This window comes from Streptomyces paromomycinus (genome assembly GCF_003865155.1).
Taxonomy (GTDB): domain Bacteria; phylum Actinomycetota; class Actinomycetes; order Streptomycetales; family Streptomycetaceae; genus Streptomyces; species Streptomyces chrestomyceticus.
Map to the genome: position 1 here is coordinate 8,228,173 of NZ_BHZD01000001.1, position 19,175 is coordinate 8,247,347.

At 72.9% G+C, this 19,175-nt stretch carries 18 protein-coding genes; 8 read left to right on the plus strand and 10 right to left on the minus strand.

From position 1 onward, the window contains the following. Positions 1-97: 97 nt before the first annotated feature. A complete protein-coding gene (locus tag OEIGOIKO_RS35645) occupies positions 98-826 on the minus strand; it encodes a TetR/AcrR family transcriptional regulator C-terminal domain-containing protein (protein ID WP_371858998.1) in 729 nt (242 codons plus the stop codon). Between the two features lie 63 nt (positions 827-889). Here OEIGOIKO_RS35645 and OEIGOIKO_RS35650 point away from each other — a divergent pair, with 63 nt between their 5' ends. Then, positions 890-2,695, plus strand: a complete 1,806-nt coding sequence (locus OEIGOIKO_RS35650; protein ID WP_218040025.1) for a CocE/NonD family hydrolase — start codon at positions 890-892, stop codon at positions 2,693-2,695. Here the strand turns inward: OEIGOIKO_RS35650 and OEIGOIKO_RS35655 are convergent. Beyond that, positions 2,653-3,039 (minus strand): nuclear transport factor 2 family protein, encoded by a 387-nt coding sequence (locus tag OEIGOIKO_RS35655; protein ID WP_125057498.1) that lies wholly within the window; start codon positions 3,037-3,039, stop codon positions 2,653-2,655. The two genes, OEIGOIKO_RS35650 and OEIGOIKO_RS35655, sit on opposite strands and share 43 nt — an antisense overlap. Positions 3,040-3,203: 164 nt before the next feature. Between OEIGOIKO_RS35655 and OEIGOIKO_RS35660 the strand changes: the two genes are divergently transcribed. The 7 genes from OEIGOIKO_RS35660 (at position 3,204) to OEIGOIKO_RS35690 (ending at position 7,788) form a co-directional block, all read left to right on the plus strand. Continuing rightward, the gene (locus OEIGOIKO_RS35660) at positions 3,204-3,563 is read left to right on the plus strand and encodes an ArsR/SmtB family transcription factor (RefSeq protein WP_125057499.1); all 360 of its coding nucleotides are present in this window, start codon (positions 3,204-3,206) and stop codon (positions 3,561-3,563) included. Positions 3,564-3,699: 136 nt separating this feature from the next. Beyond that, positions 3,700-3,945 carry a hypothetical protein gene (locus OEIGOIKO_RS35665; RefSeq protein ID WP_170251951.1) on the plus strand — a complete coding sequence of 82 codons (246 nt, stop codon included), beginning with the start codon at positions 3,700-3,702 and terminating at the stop codon, positions 3,943-3,945. Then, the gene (locus tag OEIGOIKO_RS35670; protein ID WP_170251952.1) at positions 3,942-4,466 is read left to right on the plus strand and encodes a monovalent cation/H+ antiporter complex subunit F; all 525 of its coding nucleotides are present in this window, start codon (positions 3,942-3,944) and stop codon (positions 4,464-4,466) included. The genes OEIGOIKO_RS35665 and OEIGOIKO_RS35670 overlap by 4 nt, the downstream gene beginning before the upstream one ends. After that, a complete protein-coding gene (locus OEIGOIKO_RS35675; protein WP_125057501.1) occupies positions 4,459-4,770 on the plus strand; it encodes a Na(+)/H(+) antiporter subunit B in 312 nt (103 codons plus the stop codon). Before OEIGOIKO_RS35670 ends, OEIGOIKO_RS35675 begins: the two co-directional genes overlap by 8 nt. Then, positions 4,767-5,564, plus strand: coding sequence for an MnhB domain-containing protein (locus tag OEIGOIKO_RS35680; RefSeq protein WP_174857266.1), 798 nt, complete (start codon positions 4,767-4,769; stop codon positions 5,562-5,564). Before OEIGOIKO_RS35675 ends, OEIGOIKO_RS35680 begins: the two co-directional genes overlap by 4 nt. After that, complete coding sequence (locus tag OEIGOIKO_RS35685; protein WP_030598094.1) at positions 5,561-5,908, plus strand: sodium:proton antiporter; 348 nt, start codon at positions 5,561-5,563, stop codon at positions 5,906-5,908. The genes OEIGOIKO_RS35680 and OEIGOIKO_RS35685 overlap by 4 nt, the downstream gene beginning before the upstream one ends. Before the next feature lie 29 nt (positions 5,909-5,937). Continuing rightward, complete coding sequence (locus tag OEIGOIKO_RS35690) at positions 5,938-7,788, plus strand: complex I subunit 5 family protein (RefSeq protein WP_125059386.1); 1,851 nt, start codon at positions 5,938-5,940, stop codon at positions 7,786-7,788. A gap of 42 nt (positions 7,789-7,830) precedes the next feature. Here the strand turns inward: OEIGOIKO_RS35690 and OEIGOIKO_RS35695 are convergent, their stop codons facing one another. From OEIGOIKO_RS35695 to wecB, 8 genes are all read right to left on the minus strand, one after another. After that, positions 7,831-8,247 (minus strand): PTS-dependent dihydroxyacetone kinase phosphotransferase subunit DhaM, encoded by a 417-nt coding sequence (locus tag OEIGOIKO_RS35695; RefSeq protein ID WP_125057502.1) that lies wholly within the window; start codon positions 8,245-8,247, stop codon positions 7,831-7,833. Beyond that, positions 8,244-8,870 (minus strand): dihydroxyacetone kinase subunit DhaL, encoded by a 627-nt coding sequence (gene dhaL / locus OEIGOIKO_RS35700; protein ID WP_174857267.1) that lies wholly within the window; start codon positions 8,868-8,870, stop codon positions 8,244-8,246. Before dhaL ends, OEIGOIKO_RS35695 begins: the two co-directional genes overlap by 4 nt. Positions 8,871-9,012: 142 nt before the next feature. Then, positions 9,013-9,999 carry a dihydroxyacetone kinase subunit DhaK gene (gene dhaK / locus OEIGOIKO_RS35705; RefSeq protein WP_125059390.1) on the minus strand — a complete coding sequence of 329 codons (987 nt, stop codon included), beginning with the start codon at positions 9,997-9,999 and terminating at the stop codon, positions 9,013-9,015. Positions 10,000-10,126: 127 nt separating this feature from the next. Next, positions 10,127-10,753: a hypothetical protein gene (locus OEIGOIKO_RS35710; RefSeq protein WP_246177753.1), complete on the minus strand. Its 627-nt coding sequence runs from the start codon at positions 10,751-10,753 to the stop codon at positions 10,127-10,129. A 112-nt stretch (positions 10,754-10,865) separates the two neighbouring features. Then, positions 10,866-13,172: an NHL repeat-containing protein gene (locus tag OEIGOIKO_RS35715; protein WP_125057504.1), complete on the minus strand. Its 2,307-nt coding sequence runs from the start codon at positions 13,170-13,172 to the stop codon at positions 10,866-10,868. Between the two features lie 18 nt (positions 13,173-13,190). After that, entirely contained in the window at positions 13,191-15,497 is a 2,307-nt protein-coding gene (locus OEIGOIKO_RS43630; protein WP_281288420.1) for an NHL repeat-containing protein, read from the minus strand. Positions 15,498-15,518: 21 nt separating this feature from the next. Continuing rightward, on the minus strand, positions 15,519-17,786 hold the full coding sequence (locus OEIGOIKO_RS35730) for an NHL repeat-containing protein (protein WP_246177754.1): 2,268 nt from the start codon (positions 17,784-17,786) through the stop codon (positions 15,519-15,521). After that, positions 17,786-18,970 carry a non-hydrolyzing UDP-N-acetylglucosamine 2-epimerase gene (gene wecB, locus OEIGOIKO_RS35735; protein WP_170251954.1) on the minus strand — a complete coding sequence of 395 codons (1,185 nt, stop codon included), beginning with the start codon at positions 18,968-18,970 and terminating at the stop codon, positions 17,786-17,788. The genes OEIGOIKO_RS35730 and wecB overlap by 1 nt, the downstream gene beginning before the upstream one ends. Between the last annotated feature and the right edge of the window lie 205 nt (positions 18,971-19,175).

The following is a 19,175-nucleotide window of genomic DNA, read 5'->3' on the forward strand; positions in this document are numbered from 1 at the left end:
CCGGTCGCGGAGCCGCCGGGGCCGCCCCGCCGGGGCATCGTAGCGCCCGCGCCGATCAGGCCGGACGCCCGCCGGTCCCGCTGTCCGTCCGGTGCGCTCAGTCCGTGGCCGTCAGCCCGTCGATCATGCGGTTGAGGAGCCGGTCGAAGGTCGCGTCGGGGGAGGACGTGCCGCCCGGCGCCGTCAGGGCCTCGGCGGCCTTCGGGCAGACGTCCGTGACGGCGGCGGAGCGCAGGTAGCGGGCCTGCGCGTCGTGGAAGGCGCGGTCGGTGGCGCCGGCCGCCGCTTCCTGGGCGTGCTCATGGGTGACATGGCTCGCCACGAAGCCGGAGAGCAGGCTGAAGATTTCGAGTGCCGCCGGGGCGCCGAGCCCCGTGGGGGCGAGGACGGCGAGGGCGTGCTCCAGGGCGGCGAGAGTGTTCGGGCCGAACGTCCGCTGCGCGGGCAGCGCCGCGGGCAGCCACGGGTGGCGCCGCATCAGCGCGCGCTGCTCGCGGAAGAAGTGCCGCAGGTCGGCGTGCCAGTCGCCGGACGGTCCGGGCGGCAGCCGGTGTTCCCCGGCCACCTCGTCGATCATCAGCTCCAGCAGCGTCTCCTTGTCGGGGACGTAGCTGTAGAGCGACATGGTGCCGGCCCCGATCCGGGCCGCGACCGCGCGCATGGTGACCGCGCCGAGTCCTTCGGCGTCGGCGAGGGCGACGGCCGCGGCGGTGATCTCGGCCCGGCTGTGCGCCGGGGGGCGACCGCGCCGGGGGCGTTCGGCCGGTGCCCAGAGCGCCTCCGGGTCCAGTCCGGCGGTACGGCCGGATGTGCCTGTACGGGTCACGGCAACCTCTCTCTGCTGTCCGCCGCCATCCAATCATCCGCTATTCTCGTACGCAGTACGGGAATGGAGTCCGCACCGGGACGAGCGGTCCGCACCAGGAATCGAGGCACCGTGACGGCAACGACGCACCACCCCACCGCGAAGCAGCCGCCCCTGTCGGCCCGGGTGCTGCGGCGCACCCTGCGCGGCATGCCCGCCCGGCGCCACGACGTGGGCTTCGCGTCCGGGCTCGTGGTGCCCGCCGCCGACGGCAGCCCACTGCTGACCGACCACTACTTCCCCCGCGCCGCCGGTGACTTCCCCACCCTGCTGGTCCGCTCGCCGTACGGCCGCGGCATCCCGTGGGCGCCGATGTTCGGCATCCTCTTCGCCGAGCAGGGCTTCCACGTCGTCCTGCAGAGCAGCCGCGGTACCGGAGGCTCCGGCGGCACCGACGCCCTGTGGCAGCACGAGGCCGCCGACGGCCGGGCGGCCGTCGCGTGGCTGCGCCGGCAGCCCTGGTTCACCGGCGTCCTCGGCACGCTGGGGCCCAGTGCCCTGGGATACACGCAGTGGGCCCTCGCCACCGACCCGCCGCCGGAGCTGCGGGCGATGGTGGTCCAGGTCGGCGTGCACGATTGGCACGGCTTCTTCTACCCCTCGGGCCACCCGGGTCCGTTCGCCCTGGAGAGCTCCCTGGTCTCGGCTGTCGGCCGACTGCACTACGGCCGGGGTGTCGTCGCCTTGGCGCGAGCCGGGCTGCGCTTGCAGCGCAACCTCCGGGGGATCGCCCGGAAGCTGCCGCTCGGTGAGGCGTACGTACCCGGCTTCGGCGGCAGGGTGCCGTTCCTGGACGAGGCGATGGCCCGGCCCGATCCGGAGGACGCCTACTGGCGGGGCGCGGACGCCGGTGCGGCGGGCGCGCGGGCGGCCGTACCGACCAGCCTGATCACCGGCTGGCACGACGTGTGCCTCGACCAGACGCTCCAGCAGTACGACCGGCTGCGCCGCGCCGGCTGCGAGACCTCCCTGCTCGTCGGCCCCTGGACGCACAACTCCGCGATGGAGCGTGGCTGGCCGGAAGTCTTCGCCGAGACCCTCGGCTGGCTCCGGGCCCACCTGTGCGACGACGCGTCAGGCTTGCGCGACACGCGGGTGCGCGTCCATGTGGGAGGGCGCCAGGAGTGGCGGGACCTGTCCGACTGGCCTCCGGTGGCGATGGAGCGGCGCTGGTATCTCGACGGGGGTGACGGTGGCGCGCTGACCGCCAAGGCTCCCGAGGGCGCGCCACCGCTCTCCTTCCGCTACGACCCGGCCGACCCGACGCCCTCGGTCGGCGGACTCCTGCTGAGCAGGGCCGTCGGCCCCCAGGACAACGCCGCCTTGGAGTCCCGCGCCGACGTCCTGACCTTCACCACCCCGCCGCTCACCGAGCCGCTCGACGTCCTCGGTGCGGTCGCCGTGGAACTGCGGGTCACGACGGACACGGGGCACGCCGATGTCTTCGCCCGGCTCTGCGACGTGGACGAGCGGGGGCGGTCGGTCAATGTCTGCGACGGGATACGGCGCCTGGACCCCGCCACGGCCGACGGCGCGCCCGGCCCGGCGGAGGTGACGGTGGCGATGAGCCCCACCGCCCACTCCTTCGCCGCCGGACACCGCGTCCGCCTCCAGGTCAGCGGCGGTGCCCATCCGCGCTTCGCCCGCAACACCGGGACGGGTGAGCCCCCGTCGACGGCCACCCGGCTGGTGCCCGTCGTGATCTCGCTGCATCACCCGTCGGCGCTGGTGCTGCCGGAGGCCGGTCCTGAAACGGAGGGGGTGGACGGGGCGGAGCGGGCGCGGTCTCAGACGAAGAAGGCGTTCATGCCGTCCACGTCGGACAGGTAGGTCTCGATGGCCGCGATCTTCCCGTCGCGCACGGTGCACACCGTGGACAGGTGCTCGTCCAGGACCAGGTCGCCGCGCTGCGCGGTGTTGTGCAGGGACAGCGCCATGTTGCGGGGGCTGACGAGGATGTGCAGGAGGGTGAAGTTCAGGCCGTACCCGGCGATCTTGCGGGCGCGTTCGACGACGCCGTCCGCTCCGTACGCCGTCCCGGAGATCGTGTTGTCGCCGGGCAGCTCCCAGGTCGCGTCCTCGTGCAGCAGGGAGCGGATCGTGTCCCAGTCGGCGGTGACGAGCGCGGCGTGGAACTGCTTGCCGAGGGAGTAGTTGTCCTCGTGGACGGTCATGAGGGCTCCTTCACGCGAGAGGGTGCGGGCGGGCCGGTCCGGGCGGACCGGCCGGCCCGTCAGTTCGTATGTTCTAGAACAGTAGCAAAATGGGAGTGGGAAAGATGTGACGGGGAGCGGAGGGAGGCGGGCAGCGTGCCGGTCCGTCCGCGTACGCTCGGGGCATGGCCGTACTGAGTCACCCCGACCGTGCCGAACTACGCATCGCGGACGTCCTGGAGGCGTTCGCGCACCCGATCCGGCTGCGCATCGTGCACCGGCTCGCCCACGGGGCCGAACGGTCCTGCGGCGAGCTGCTGCCCGAAGTGTCCAAATCCACCGCCAGCCACCACTGGCGCGTACTGCGTGAGAGCGGCGTGCTCCACCAGCGGCGGGAGGGCCGTCGCCTGGTGATGCACCTGCGGCGCGAGGACTTGGAGGCGCGCTTCCCGGGGCTGCTGGACGTGGTGCTGGCGGCCGCCGGGGGCGACCCCGAGGTGGTCGTGGGGGAGCGCGCGAAGGCCGCCGCGGCGCTGCGCTCCTGACGGGCGCTGCGCTCTCGACGGGCGTTCCGCGCTGCCGGCGTCTCGTCCGGAAGGTCCGTTCGGCGCGGTTTGCCGGTACGGGGTGTGCCGCATGAGAGCCTGACGGCCGGGTACCGGCGAGGCCGGAGGTGAGCGCATGTCCGGTGCGGCGAAACCGTCCGGGGCGACGGCGGCGGTCGTCGAACTGGCCGTCTGGTGGGCCGTCCTGGCCGCGCTGTGGCTGGTGCTGGTCAGCAGCCTCGACCTGCTGGAATGCCTGGTCGGCGCGGCGGCCGCGCTGCTCGGCGCGTGCGCCGCCCGCGCGGCCCGCAGGGCCGCCGTCAGCGGTGCCGGTGCCGACGGTGCCGCACACACCGGCCCGGCGGAAGGGCGTCAGCGGTGAACGGCTGGCTGCTCGCGGCCGCGCTGCTGCTCCTCGTCGGCTTCGCCCCCACGGTGTGGGGCGCGGCGAGCGGGCCCGTACGGCGGCGGATCATGGCGCAGAACCTCGCGACGCTCGTCGCCTGCCTCGCCGTGCTGCTGCTCGCCCAGGGTTACGCACGGCCCTCGTACGTCGACCTGGGCCTCGTCCTCGCCGTCCTCGGCCCCGCCGGAACGCTCGTCTACGCCCGGCTGCTCGCCGACGAACTGGCCGGACAACCGGTGCGCGACCGGGTCGCCCGCGCCCTCGATCGCGCCATGACGCCGCTCGCCGCCCTCTCCGTTCCCCTGGTGGTGCTGCCGCTGTGCGTCGCGGCCGGGCCCGGCCGGGCGATGGTGAAGCTGCTGGTCATCGGGGTGTTGCTGGTCGGCGGGAACATCGTGTCCTCGCGCGCGCTGTCCGGGCGGCGGGCCGGGGAGAAAGCCGGGAAGCAACCCGGGCAGCGCCCCGGAGACAAGGCCGGTGCGGCAGCCGATGAATGACGTCCTGATCGTGCTGGCCCTGGCGCTGACGGCGGCGGCCGCGACCGCCGCCGTACTGGCCCGCGACCCGGTACGGCAGTCGACCGTACTGGCCCTGCTCGGCCTCGCCCTCGCGCTCCTCTTCACCGTCCTCCAGGCGCCGGACGTCGCGCTCTCCCAACTCGCGGTCGGCTCCGTCCTCACCCCGCTGATGCTGCTGCTCTCGGTGCGGAAGGTGCGGCGCAAGGGCCGGGCGGACGGCCGTGAGCGGGACACCGGAGGCGCGGGGGAGACCGGAAGCGCGGGGGAGGGGGAACGGCGGTGAGCAGGCGGGTCCGGATGTGGGTGCTGGTCCTCGGCGGCCTGGGCGTGGCGGCCCTGCTGTTCGCCGCGAGCCTGGACCTGCCGGAGTTCGGCGGCGACCGGCACCCGTACGGCGCGCGGGCCGTCGAGGCCGCCCTCGCCCGGCACACCGCCAACACCGTCGCGGCGGTCAACTTCGACCAGCGGGCGTTCGACACCCTCGGCGAGGAATCGATCCTCTTCTGTGCGGCGCTCGGCACCGTCGTGCTGCTCCGCCAGACCCGCGACGAGCACCGGGTACGCCCCGAACCGGCGCGCGTCGCCCCGCCCGTACGCCGGTACGCGCTCGTCGCGCTCCCGGTCACCCTGCTCATCGGCCTGTACGTCGTCGCCCACGGCCAGCTCAGCCCCGGCGGCGGCTTCCAGGGCGGGGTGGTGGTCGCCACCGCCCTGCACCTGCTCTACATCGCCGTGGACTACCGCGCGCTGGAGCGGATCAGACCGGTCGGCCTGTACGCGACGGCGGACGCGGCCGGGGAGGCCGCCTACCTCCTGCTGGGCGCCGCCGGCCTGATCGCCGGAACCGCCTACCTGACGAACTTCCTCCCGTACGGCACCTTCGGCACGCTCGCCTCCGGCGGCACGGCCCCGCTGCTCAACGCGGCCGTCGGGGTGGAGGTCGCCGGCGGGGTCGTGGTGCTGCTGGCCTCCTTCCTCGACCAGGCGGTGGAGATCGAGGACGCGGCGGAGCGCGCCGGCCCCGGAGAGACCCGCCACCCCGCCCCTCCGTCCCCGTCCGAGGAGAAGCCGACATGAGCGTGCTGCCGTATCTCGTCGCCGGCTGGATCTTCCTGATCGGCTGTTACGGACTGGCCACCAGCCGCAACCTCATCCACGCCGTCGGCTGCCTCGCCGTCTGCCAGGCGTCCACGTACGTCCTGCTGCTCGCCGTCGGCTACCGGGACGGCGGCACCGCGCCGGTCTTCTCCGACCTGCGGCCCGGCACCCGTCCGGTCGTCGATCCCGTCGTCCAGGCCCTGACCCTCACCGACGTGGTGGTGGGCGCGACGGTCACCGCGCTGCTGCTGGCCCTCGTCGTCCAGGTGGGCAAACGGCACGGCACCGTGGACCCGGACGAACTCTCGGAGCTGCGCGGGTGACCGCGACCGGCACGCTCGTCCCCGCCGCCATGCCCCTCACGCCCGCCGCCACCCTCCCGCTGATCGTGGCCACCCCCCTGCTCGGCGCCGCCTTCCTGGTGGCCGCCGGACGCCGGATGCCGCGCCGGGCCGCCGAGACCGCGGGCACCGTCTTCGCCGCGGCCACCGCCGTCCTCGCCCTCTCCGTGCTGCTGCGCGGCACCGCCCCGGACGCGCCGGGCGCACGCGCCGTCGCATGGCTGGGCGGCTGGCACCCGCACGGCGGCGCGGGTGTCGGCATCGTCCTGGTCGGCGACCGGACCGGCGTCGGCCTCGCCGCCGTCACCTCGCTGCTCGTCGTCGCCGTCCTCGCCTACTCCTGGCGCTACTTCGACGAGCCGCCGAACCGCCAGGCAGGCACCTTCCCCGCCCTCGTCCTGATCTTCCAGGCAGGCATGTGCGGCTTCGCGCTCACCGGCGACCTCTTCAACGCGTTCGTCTTCTTCGAGCTGATGGGCGTCGTCGCGTACGCCCTCACCGGCTACCGCGTCGAGGAGAAACGCGCCGTCCAGGGCGCCCTCACCTTCGGCGTCGTCAACTCCCTCGGCGGCTACGCGACGCTGCTCGGCGTCGGCCTGCTGTACGGACGGACCGGCGAACTCGGCTTCGCCCAGATCGGCGCCCGGCTGGCCGACCGCCCCTCCGGCGGCCCCGACTTCCTCGTCCTCACCGCCTTCGTCCTCGTCCTGACCGGCCTGCTCGTCAAGGCCGCGGCGGTCCCCTTCCACTTCTGGCTCCCGGACGCCCACGCGGTGGCCCCCACCCCGGTGTGCATGCTGCTGTCCGGCGTCATGGTCGAACTGGGCGTCTACGGCACGGCACGCGTCTACTGGACGGTCTTCGCGGGCCCCGGCGGCATTCCCACCGCCGACGCGCACCGGATGCTGCTCACCCTCGGCACGCTCACCGCCGTCGTCGGCGCGTTCCTGTGCTGGCAGCAGCGTCACCTCAAGCGGATGCTGGCCTTCTCCACCGTCGCGCACACCGGCCTGTTCCTGGTCGGGCTCGCCGTCATGACTCCTGAGGGTACGGGCGGCACGGCGCTCTACGTCCTCGCGCACGCGGGCGTGAAGGCCGCGCTGTTCGCCGCCATGGGCATCCTTCTCGACCGCTTCCGCAGCGTCGACGAACTCGAACTCCACGGCCGGGGCCGCGAACTGCCCCTGGTCGGTGTGGTCTGCGCCGTCGGCGGACTGGCCCTGGCCGGGCTGCCGCCCTTCGGTACGGCACTGGGCAAGGCCGTCACCGAAGAAGCGGCGGGCGGCTGGCAGGCGGCGCTGTTCGTGGTGGTGTCGGCGGTCACCGGGGGAGCGGTGCTGCGCGCCGTCGCCCGGGTCTTTCTGGGAATGGGGGTACGGCCCGAAGCCGCCGGCCAGGCGGAGGCCCGCGCGGACGAGACCAGCGGTAAGGACGAGGAGCCCGAGACCGCCGGCCCGCTGAGCCGCATTCCGGACACCATGCTGGCGGTCCCGGTCGTGCTGCTGGCGGGCGCCCTGGCCGTCGGCGTCGTACCCGGGCTGCACGCGGCGGTCGGCCGCGCGGCGGACGCCTTCCTCGACCGGTCGGGTTACGCGGCCGCCGTCGTGCACACGCCCCCGGCCGCGTCCGTACCGTCACCCGGACCGCACTGGTCCGTGGCGGGCGTGGGCCTCGGCCTGCTGTCCGCCGCCCTGGCCTGCCTCCTCGCCCGGTGGGCCGTACGCCGCACCGCTCCGGCCCACCCCGCCCGCTGGGCAGCCCCCGTGCGTCGCCTGCACTCCGGACACATCGGGGACTACGTCGCCTTCGTCCTGGCGGGAATCGCCCTCGTGGCGGCGCTGCTGCTGCCGTCACTCCGCTGAGGCCCCGGCAGCGACCGCCGGGGCCTGGGCAGCACCCGCTCCTCAGTCCTTCCGGTACGCGTACGCCTCCCCGGCAGCCGCCGCGACCGCGTCCACGTCCGCACCCGTCGACGCGGTCACCACGGCAGCCACCGCACCCTCGACGAACGGCGCGTCCACCAGCCGCGTACCTTCGGGGAGTTCGCCCCCCTCGGCCAGCAGCGCCTTGACGGTCAGGACGGCGCTCCCGAGGTCCACCAGGACCGCGACACCCGCGCCCTGGTCCACCGTCCGCGCCGCTTCCGTGATCAGCTCCGCGCTGGTCCCGAGACCGCCGTCCGGAGTGCCGCCCGCCGCCGCGACGGGCGCCTTGACGTCACCGCCCGCCAGACCGGCCGCCAGCCGCGCCACCGACTCGGCCACCGGACCGCTGTGCGACACCAGCACGATGCCCACGTAAGACGTGTCCGCGCCGCTCACTTCGCCCCCTCCTCGCCGTCCGCGGTCTGCGCGAGCGCCGCGAACAGCAGGGCCGACGAGGTCGCCCCCGGATCCTGGTGGCCGATGCTGCGTTCCCCGAGATAGCTCGCCCGGCCCTTGCGGGCCTGGAGCGGCACGGTGGCCTCCGCGCCCTGCCCGGCCGCCTCGGCGGCCGCCCCGAAGGACGTGGCCAGCGCCTCGACGGCGGGGTCCAGCGCGTCGAGCATGGTCGCGTCACCGGGAGCGGACCCGCCCAGCTGGGCGACGGCGTCCACCCCGGCGCGCAGCGCCGTCCGCAGTTCGCCGACGGTGACGCTGCCGGCCTCGCCGAGCGCCTTGCCCGTACGCCGCAGCAGCGTCCCGTACAGCGGCCCCGACGCACCGCCCACCGTGGAGATCAACTGCCGTCCGGCCGTCGTCAGCACGGCGCCCGGCGTCTGCGGCGGCTCGGTTTCGAGGGTCTTGACGACGGCCGCGAAGCCGCGCTGGAGGTTGCTGCCGTGGTCGGCGTCGCCGATGGCGGAATCCAGGTCGGTCAGGCGGGCCGCTTCCCGGTCGACGGAGGCGGCGACCGCCGTCATCCAGCGCAGGAAGAACCCGGCATCCAGTGCCGTTTCGGACACGAACTGCTCCTCTGGTCGTACGTGCGCGTGCGACGTCCCGGCACAGGCTCACCTGCCCGGGTGAACGTCTCCACCAGTGTGTACGTCCACCAGTCTCTCCGCCGCACCAGCGTCTCCCCGGACCGGCACCGCCCGCGCGCCCTCAGCGCCCCCACCGCAGCGCCGCGGTCTGCACCGGCGCGTCCCACAGCCGCAGCAGCTCCGCGTCGGCCTGGCACAGCGTCACCGAGCAGCCGGCCATGTCCAGCGAGGTGACGTAGTTGCCGAGCAGCGTACGGGCGACCGGCACACCCCGCTCGCCGAGCACCCGGTGCACCTCGGCGCCGAACCCGTACAGCTCCAGCAGCGGGGTGCCGCCCATCCCGTTGACCAGCGCCAGCACCGGCTGGCGGGGGTTCAGGTCGGCCAGCACGGCGTCCACCGCGTAGTCCGCGATCTCGCGCGCGGTCATCATCGGCCGCCGCTCCCGCCCCGGCTCCCCGTGGATCCCGACGCCCAGCTCCAGCTCACCGGCGGGCAGGTCGAACATCGGGCCGCCCTTGGCCGGTGTCGCACACGCGCTGAGCGCGACGCCGAAACTGCGCGAGGACTCGACGACCCGGCGCGCCAGGGCCGCCACCCGGTCCAGCGGCGCGCCCTCCTCGGCCGCCGCCCCCGCGATCTTCTCCACGAACAGGGTGGCCCCGGTACCCCGGCGCCCGGCCGTGTGCAGCGAGTCCGTCACCGCCACGTCGTCGTTGACGAGCACACTGGCGACCTGTACGCCCTCGTCCTCCGCCAGCTCGGCGGCCATCTGGAAGTTCAGCACGTCACCGGTGTAGTTCTTCACGACGAACAGCACGCCCTCGCCACTGTCCACGGCCGCGGCGGCCCGCACCATCTGATCGGGCACGGGCGAGGTGAACACCTCACCGGGACAGGCGGCGTCCAGCATGCCCGGCCCGACATACCCCCCGTGCAGCGGCTCGTGCCCACTGCCCCCGCCCGAAACCAGCGCCACCTTCCCGGCGACCGGCGCGTCCCGCCGCACCACCACCCGGTTGTCGACGTCCACCACCAACTCGGGATGAGCCGCGGCCATCCCGCGCAGCGCGTCGGCGACGACGGTTTCGGGGACGTTCATGAGCATCTTCACGGGGGCTCCTCGGCTGCTCGAAGGAATCGGCGGTGAGCTGTGATGTTGCAGGTCAGAGGGGGTGGGACGGCTGGTTGACGCGGGCGGTCTCCGGTGGTCGGCGGCGGTCTCCGCCCGCAGCCTACGTGCGGGCGTACCACCGGTCGAACTCCTCGGCCGTCGTGGCCCCGCCGTCCAGCACGGCGCGGTAGACCTCGTAACTGGGAACCCGTCCGCCGCCGTCGGGCCGTAGGGCCAGCGCGTGTTTGATCCGCAGGATGTGCGCCCGGCGGTCGTCGGTCAGCCGTGGCGGCAGCGTACGGACGTGTGCCAGGTCGGGCTGGCGGTCGGGCTCGTCCACGAACCAGATGTCCAGGGTCCACTCCCGCCCGGCAGCGGAGCGGCAGTCGACCTTGAGGTACAGCCCGTCCGGATAGCCGGGATCGGTGTTCCAGTGCCCGGTGTCGTCGCGGAAGCACACCTGCCGCACCCGGTCGTGCACGGCCAGCCGGGCCCCCACCTCGGCCACGGCCCGCTTCGTGCGGTCCGTCAGCTCCCGGCAGATCACCGTGATGTCGAGATCCGGCACCACCATCAGCCCCAGGGCCGCGCTCCCCACCCGGACGGCCTCGCCCTGCTCCGACAGCAGCCGCGCCAGACCCAGGTCGGCACTCACCGCGTCGGCCTCGGCCTGCAGTTCCGCCTGGCGTGCTGCCAACTGTCCGTCGCTCGGCTCACTGCCGCTGCCGCTGTCCACCGACGCGTTCACGCTCACCCTCTCCTCGGTACCTCGACCGGTCCGTTCTACATGAGGTCGGCGGCTCAGCCCGAAGGCCCCGACCGCGTTGCGGTCGGGGCCCTGGCCTGTGGTGCGGCGGTGGTCAGATGACGACGGCGCTCAGCGGTACGGGTGTCAGGCGGCCGAGGGCGGCCGAGCCGTCGTCGGACCGGGTGCCCGGACTGGCGTCGGCCAGCGCGCGGATGCCGATGGTGTAGATCAGCGCGGTCTTGTCCGTGCTTCCGGTGTTGACGTGCGGGTTGGAGGAGATGAGCAGCGTCCGGCCGCTGTCCTCCAGGCGGGTGTCGAGGTTTCCGGTGACGGCGGGCTGGACGTGGTAGTAGCCGTACGAGGCGCCGCCGGTGAACGCGAAACCGGTGGGGGCGGTGAAGCGCTGCTCGATGGTGCCGGGGTTGACCGGCTGATCGTTGAGCGAGCGGATCTCCAGATTGAAGGTGGTGGACTGGCCGGGGGCGGCCTGCGGCACGCTCTCCTGGCGGGCACGCAGCGCGGTCTCGTTGTGCGCGGAGCCGGTGACGGTGCCGGTGAGCTGGACGGGCGTGTGCCTGCCGATGCTGGCCGAGCCGTTCTGGTACGTGCCGGCCGCGGCGTCCGGCCGGGCCTGGACCGGGAGGGTGTAGTACAGCGGGCCGGTGTCGCTGCTGGTGGTGTTGACGTGCGGGTTGGCGGTGACGATCAGGGCCCGTCCGCCGTCCTCGACGCGGTAGTCGAGATTGCCGGAGATCACGCCCTGGGCCGTGTTGTAGTAGGCGTAGGTGGGCTGGCCGGGGAAGGTGAAGCCGCTCGGGGCGGTGTAGCGCTGGACGATGTCGCCGGGGTTGACGGGCCGGCTGTCGGCCGCGTCGAACTTCACGTTGAACACCGTGCGCTGCCCGGGAGCCGCCTGGGGGACGGTGTCCTGGGTGATGGTCAGCGCCCGCTCGTCGGTGGGCGGCTGCGGGACGACGACGATCACCGGCAGCGTGCAGGTGTTGTCCTTGAGGTTGAGGTCGCCGCCGTACTGGATCTCCACGGTGGAGGTGTACTGGCCAGGGGGCGTGTCGCCGGGGACGGTGATGCGGAACACGCCGTCGAGCGAGCCCTGCTGGGGCTGGAGCAGCTGTCCGGCGAACGTGCGGGTCAGGCGCTGCCCGGTGGTGCCCACGGGGCCGCGCAGCCCGTCCGCGAGGGTGAGCACGACGGTCACGTACTGGCCGTCGGCCGGGTTGGGGCCGCGGTTCTTGACCCGGACGCCGAGGTCGAACTCCTGGCCGGTCTGGACGGAGGGGGAGCTGACGACCTCGCCGTACAGGTCGGCGGTGGGCGGGGGTGGCGGGGTCATGGTGGCGACGGCGGTCACGCCGCGGACCCGGTTGTTGTACGCGTCGGCGATGTAGAGGTTGCCGGCGCGGTCCAGGGCGACGCCTGAAGGGTAGTAGAGGCGGGTGGCGACGGCGGGTCCGCCGTCGTCGACGTATCCGGCGGTGCCGTTGCCCGCGACGGTGGTGATGATGCCGTCCGGAGTGACCTTGCGGATACGGTGGTTCGACTGGTCCGCGACGTAGAGGCTGCCCGCGTCGTCGAGCGTGACGAAGTAGGGCTGGTTGAGCTGGGTGGCGGTGGCGGGTCCGCCGTCCGAGACGTACCCGGCCTGGCCGTTTCCGGCGACGGTGGTGATGATGCCCCGGGTGTCCACCTTGCGGACCCGGTGGCTGGCGTACTCGGTGACGTAGAGGTTTCCGGCTGCGTCGAGCGCCACGCCGGTCGGCTGGTTGAGCTGGGTGGCGGTGGCGGGTCCGCCGTCGGAGACGTACCCGGCCTGGCCGTTTCCGGCGACGGTGGTGATGATCCCCCGGGCGTCCACCTTGCGGACCCGGTGGTTGAAGCAGTCGGCGATGTAGAGGTTCCCGGCCGTGTCGACTGTCACGCCGGACGGCCAGTTGAGCCGCGTGGCGGTGGCGGGTCCGCCGTCCGACATGTACCCGGCCTGGCCGTTGCCGGCGACGGTGGTGATGACACCCCGGGTGTCCACCTTGCGGACCCGGTTCCCGTCGTACTCGACGATGTAGAGGTTGCCGCTTTCGTCCACCGCGACGTCGAGCGGCCCGTTGAGCCGCGTGGCGGTGGCAGGACCGCCGTCGGACACGTATCCGGCGGTGCCGTTGCCCGCCACCGTGGTGATGACGCCCTGAGGCGTCACCTTGCGGACCCGGTGGTTGAACCGGTCGGCGATGTAGAGGTTGCCGTCGCGGTCCAGGGCGACGTTGGCGGGCCTGTTGAGCTGGGTGGCGGTCGCGGGCCCGCCGTCGGACACGTACCCGGCCTGCCCGTTGCCTGCCACCGTGGCGATGGCGCCCTGGGCGAGGCCCCCGGGCTGCGGCCCGCTTCCAGGGCTGTTCTCGGCTGTCATGGGAACTCCTTCCGTGGGTCAGAGCACGCGGGCGGACAGCGGTACGGGCGCGAGGCGGCCGATGACGGCCTGGCCGTCGTCGGACTGAGCGCCGGGCGTCGCGTTGGCCAGGGCACGGATGCCGAGGGTGTAGATCAGCGCCGTCTTGTCGGTGGTCCCGGTGTTGAGGTGCGGGTTGGAGGAGATGACGAGGACCTTGCCGCCGTCCTCCAGCCGGCCGTCGAGGTTCCCGGTCACGTACGGCGTCACGAAGTAGTAGCCGTAGGAGGCACTGCCGGTGAAGACGAAACCGGTGGGGGCGGTGAAGCGCTGCTCGACGGTGCCGGGGTTGACCGGCTGGTTGCCCAGCGACCGCAGCTCCAGGTTGAACGTGGTGTGCTGGCCGGGCGCGGCCGCGGGCACCGACTCCTGCACCACCCGCAGCGCCGTCTCGTCCTGCGCGGTTCCCGAGACGACGCCGGAGAGCTGGACCGGGGCGTGCCGGCCGACGCTCGCCGAGCCGTTGTCGTACCGTCCGGGCACGGCGTCGGCGCGGGCCTGCACCGGGATGGTGTAGATCACCGAACCGGTGTCGCTGGTGGTGGTGTTGACGTGCGGGTTGGCGGTGATGAGCAGCGTCCGCCCCTCGTCCAGGACACTGTGGCTCAGGTTGCCCGAGATGACGCCGTGGATGGTCTCGTAGTACGCGTAGGTGGGCTGGCCGGTGAAGACGAACCCGGTCGGTGCGGTGAAGCGCTGGACGATGGTGCCGGGGTTGACCGGCTGCCCGGCGGGCGAGGTGTACCGCACGTTGAAGGCGCTGCGCTGGCCCGGCGCCACCTGCGGGACGGTGTCCTGGAAGATCGTCAGTGCGGTCTCGTCCGCCACGGGGTCGGGCACCACGACCGTGACGGGCAGGGTGTACGCGTTGTCCTTGAGGTTGAGGTCGCTGCCGTACTGGATCTCCAGCGTGGAGAGGTACGTGCCGGGCGGGGTGCTCGTCGGCGCGCTGATCCGGAACACGCCGTCCAGCGTGCCCTGCTGGGGCTGCAGCCGTTGCCCGGAGAAGGTGCGGGTGAGGCGCCGGCCGCTGGTGCCGGGGCCGCCGACGAGACCGTCGGCCAGGTTCAGCACCACGGTCACGTACTGCCCGTCGGCCGGGTTGGGGCCGCGGTTGCGGATCCGCGCGCCGAGGTCGAACTCCTGCTCGCGCTGCACGCGGTAGGGGCTGACGACCTCGCCGTACAGGTCGGCGGCCGGCGGGGGCGGCGGCGTCATCTGCGCCACGGCCGTCACGCCGCGTACGCGGTGGTTGTGGCTGTCCGCGATGTACAGATTGCCGGCCCGGTCCAGGGCGATGCCGTAGGGGTGGAACAGCCGGGTGCCGACGGCGGGCCCGCCGTCGTCCACGTACCCGGCGGTGCCGTTGCCCGCGACGGTGGTGATGATGCCGTCCGAGGTGACCTTGCGGACGCGGTGGTTGTGTCCGTCGCCGATGTACAGGCTCCCGGCCTCGTCCAGCGCCAGGCCCCACGGGTAGTGGAGCCGGGTGCCGAGGGCGGGTCCGCCGTCGGAGATGTATCCGGCGGTGCCGTTGCCCGCGACGGTGGTGATGATGCCGTTGGGGGTGACCTTGCGGATGCGGTGGTTGTGCCGGTCGGCGATGTACAGGCTTCCTTCGCCGTCCACCGCCAGCCCCATGGGGTAGTGGAGCCGGGTCGAGATCGCGGGTCCGCCGTCGGAGATGTATCCGGCGGTGCCGTTGCCCGCGACGGTGGTGATGATGCCGTTGGGAGTGACCTTGCGGACCCGGTGGTTGCCGTAGTCCGCGATGTAGAGGTTGCCCGAGCCGTCGACGGTCAGCGCGTGGGGGTAGTGGAGCCGGGTGCCGAGGGCCGGTCCGCCGTCGGAGATGTACCCGGCCTCGCCGTTGCCCGCGACGGTGGTGATGATGCCGTTCGGGGTGACCTTGCGGACCCGGTGGTTGTTGGTGTCCGCGATGTAGAGGTTGCCCGCGTCGTCCACGGCCACGTCCGAGGGATAGTGGAGCCGGGTGGCGAGCGCGGGTCCGCCGTCGGAGACGTATCCGGCGGTGCCGTCCCCGGCGACGGTGGTGATGATGCCGTTCGGGGTGACCTTGCGGATGCGGTGGTTGTACCGGTCGGCGATGAAGAGATTGCCGTTCTTGTCGACGGTCAGCGCGTGGGGGTAGTGGAGCCGGGTCAGCGCGCCGTGCCCTCCGTCGGAGATGAATCCGGCCACGCCGTTGCCCGCGACGGTGGCTATCGAGCCGTCGAGCAGGCCCGCCGGCTGCGGGCCGGTTCCGGTGCTGGATGCGGTGGTCATGATCGCTGCTCCTGTCGTGGGTCAGAGGACGTGGGCGGACAGCGGTACGGGTGCCAGGCGTCCGATGACGGCGCTGCCGTCGGCGGGCCGTGAGCCGGGTGCGGCGTCGGGCAGGGCGCGGATGCCGATCGTGTAGAGCAACGCGGTCCGGTCGGTGGCGCCGGTGTTCAGGTGCGGGTTGGAGGTGATGACCAGCGTCCGGCCGCCGTCTTCGAGCTGCGTCTGGAGGTTCCCGGTCACAGCGGGCTGGACGTAGTAATAGCCGTACGAGGCGCCACCGGTGAACGCGAAACCGGTGGGAGCGGTGAAGCGCTGTCCGATGGTGCCGGGGTTGACCGGCTGGTCGCCCAGTGAGCGGATCTCGACGTTGAACGAGACGGTGTCGCCCGGTTTCGCCTCGGGCACGCTCTCCTGAGCCGGACGCAGCGCCAGCTCGTCCTGGGAGTCGCCGGTGACCTCGGCCGAGAGCTGGACGGGCGCGTGCTTGCCGACGACGGCGGTGCCGTCGTGGTGGACGCCGGGCCGGGCGTCGGCGAGGGCCCGGACCCCGAGCGTGTAGACGAGCGGTCCGGTGTCGCTGGACGTGGTGTTGACGTGCGGGTTGGCCGTGACGACCAGGGTCCGGCCGGCGTCCTCGATCTCGTACGGCAGGTTTCCGGCGATCACACCGTGGATGGTGTTGTAGTAGCCGTACGACGGCTGGCCGGTGAAGACGAAGCCGGTGGGCGCGGAGAACCGCTGGACGATGTCCCCGGGGTTGACCGGCTCGCCGGTGGGCGAGTCGAGGACGACGTTGAACTTGGCGGCCTGGCCCGCCGCCGCCCGCGGGACGCTCTCCTGGCGGATGACCAGCGCGGTCTCGTCCGTCACGGGAGCCGGTGCGACGACCACGACGGGCAGGGTGAAGGTGTTGTCCTTCAGGTTCAGTTCCCCGGCGTACTGGATCTCCAGGGTGGACTCGTACGAGCCGGGGGGCGTGGTCTCGGGCGCGGAGACACGGAACACCCCGTCCAGCGAGGCGTAGTGCGGGATGAGCCGGGCGCCGGGAAAGGTGCGGGTCAGGCGCGGCCCGGTGGTGCCGGGGCCGCCGGCCAGACCGTCGGCCAGGGTGAGGACGACCGTGACCTGCTGCCCGTCGACGGTGGCCGGGCCCCGGTTCCTGATCCGGGCACCGAGGTCGAACTGCCGGCCGCGCTGGACGGTGTGCGGGCTGACGACCTCGCCGAAGAGGTCGGCGACCGCGGGGGCGGCGGGGTCGTACCGGGTCGCTCCCACGATCTTGCGGATGCGCTGGTTGCCGCCGTCGGCCACGTACAGGTCGCCGGCGTCGTCCAGCGCCAGCGTGGTGGGGAAGTAGAGCGTGGTGGAGTCGGCGGGTACCTCGTCCCCCTCGTAGCCGCCCGTGCCGTTGCCCGCGATGGTGACGACGGTGCCGTCGGTACGGATCTTGCGGACGCGGTGGTTGCCGCCGTCGGCGAAGTAGAGGTTGCCGGCGCTGTCCACCACCGAGCCCTCGGGGGTGTTCACCCGCGTGTCGGCGGCCGGGCCGCCGTCCCGGACGTAGCCGGGCGACCCGGTGCCCGCGACGGTGGTGATGACGCCTCGCGTATCGACCTTGCGCAGCCGTTGGTTGTCCTGGTCGCCGATGTAGAGATTGCCCGCGCTGTCCACGCCCAGTCCCTTGGGGCTGTTGAGCTGGGCGGCGGTGGCGGGCCCTCCGTCCCCGCTGAATCCGGCCGTGCCGGAGCCCGCGACCGTGTGGATGCCGCCGTCCGCCGTGATCTTCCGGACCCGCTGGCCGAACCGCTCGGTGACGTACACATTCCCGGCCGTGTCCACGGCCACGGCGAAGGGATAGCTGAGCGAGGCGTCCACGGCGCGTCCGCCGTCCCCGCCCGACCCGCCGCCCGCCAGGGTGGTGATGATCCCCTGCGGCGTCACTTTGCGCACCCGGCCGTTGGCCCACTCCGCTACGTACACGTTGCCGGCGCCGTCCACCGCGATGCCCAGTGGCTGGGCGAGCTGGGCGGCGGTGGCGGGGCCACCGTCACCGCTCAAACCATACGTGCCGGTTCCCGCGATCGTGGAGATGACGCCGTCGGTGCCGACCTTGCGCACGCGGTGGTTGTTGACCTCTGAGACATAGAGGTTCCCGGCCCGGTCCAAGGCGATCCGCGGGCCGTTGAGTCTCGCCTGGACGGCGGGTCCGCCGTCCCCCTCGAAGCCGGCCGCGCCGGTGCCGGCGACCGTGACGATCGTGCCGACGGGCACGCTGGCGGGAGTGGTCATCACGTCTCCTGATCGGTGAGGTCGGACGGCCTGGGGGCCAGGCCCAGCAGCCAGCCGCAGGCGGCGGCGCAGCGCCGGGCGGCCCGTCCGTCGCCGTACGGGTTGGGCCGGGGCAAAGGCAGATTCGGCTTCCGGACGTCCAGCACCCCCTCGCGGGCGAATTCCTTTTCCGCCGCCGCCACGATCTCCGTCTCGTCCGTACCGACGAGCCGGGCCAGACCGGAATCGATCCCTTCGGTCCGCTCGGTGTTGTCCCGTGTCACCAGAATCGGCAGGCCGAAGGCCGCCGCCTCCTCCTGAATTCCGCCGGAGTCGGTGATGGCCAGAACGGACCGGGACAGCAGGCGGGCGAAGGCGTCGTACGGAATGGGGCCCGGCAGCCGGACATTGGGCCGGTCCCGCAGGGATTCCTCGATCGCGGTCCGGACCGCGGGATTCATGTGCGCGGCGACGACGAACGTCACGTCGGGGTATTGCCGGCTCAGTGCCGCCACCGCCCGGCCCACCCGCCGGATCGGCTCGCCCCAGTTCTCCCGCCGGTGCGCGGTCACGACGACCAGTGGAGCGGAATCCTGTTCGATTTCCCGGAGTTCGGGTACGGTGCGGTGGCACGGGTTCCGGCTCGCGGCGACGACGGCGTCGATCACGGTGTTCCCCGTCACCACGATCCGGTCGGCCGCCACCCCCTGGTCGCGCAGGTTCCGGCGGGCGGCCCGGGTGGGCGCCAGGTGGAGATCGCTCAGTTCGGCGATCATCCGGCGGTGGGCCTCCTCCGGGAACGGGCTGCGCGCGTCGCCGGAACGCAGCCCCGCCTCCACGTGCACGACAGGAATCTTGGCGAAGAAGGCGGCCATCGCCCCGGCCAGGGCGGACGAGGTGTCTCCCTGGACGAGCACCGCGTGCACGTCGGTCGCGCGCAGCCGGCTGCCGAGCCCGCTGAGCAGACCGGCGGTCAGCTCGGTGACCGGGGCCGGGCCGCGCGCATTTGCGGGCGGGGCGAGTTCGGCCTCGGGGCGCAGCCCGAAGCAGGCGAGGGTGTTCCGTACCACCGTGCCGTGCTGGCCGGTGGTGAGCACGGCCGGCTCGGCCCACCGCGTGCGCTGCAATTCCCGGACGACCGGGGCGAGTTTGACGGCTTCGGGGCGGGTGCCCACGACAATGGCGATGCGCCGGCGGCCGCTCAATGCCGGGTCGTTTCCGTGGCGGGGGCAGGAGAAAAGATCAGGGGCATAGAGACACCGTTCATCGCGTCGGTATACGACAGGTTCACGTAAGGGCGAGGCGGTCCACAGACGTTGAACGAGCGACGTGTTACACCTGTGGCAGGTGATGGCGCGGGGGAATGCAGGTGTGATCCGGCAACCATTCGCGTCCGCTGACGCTAGGCGT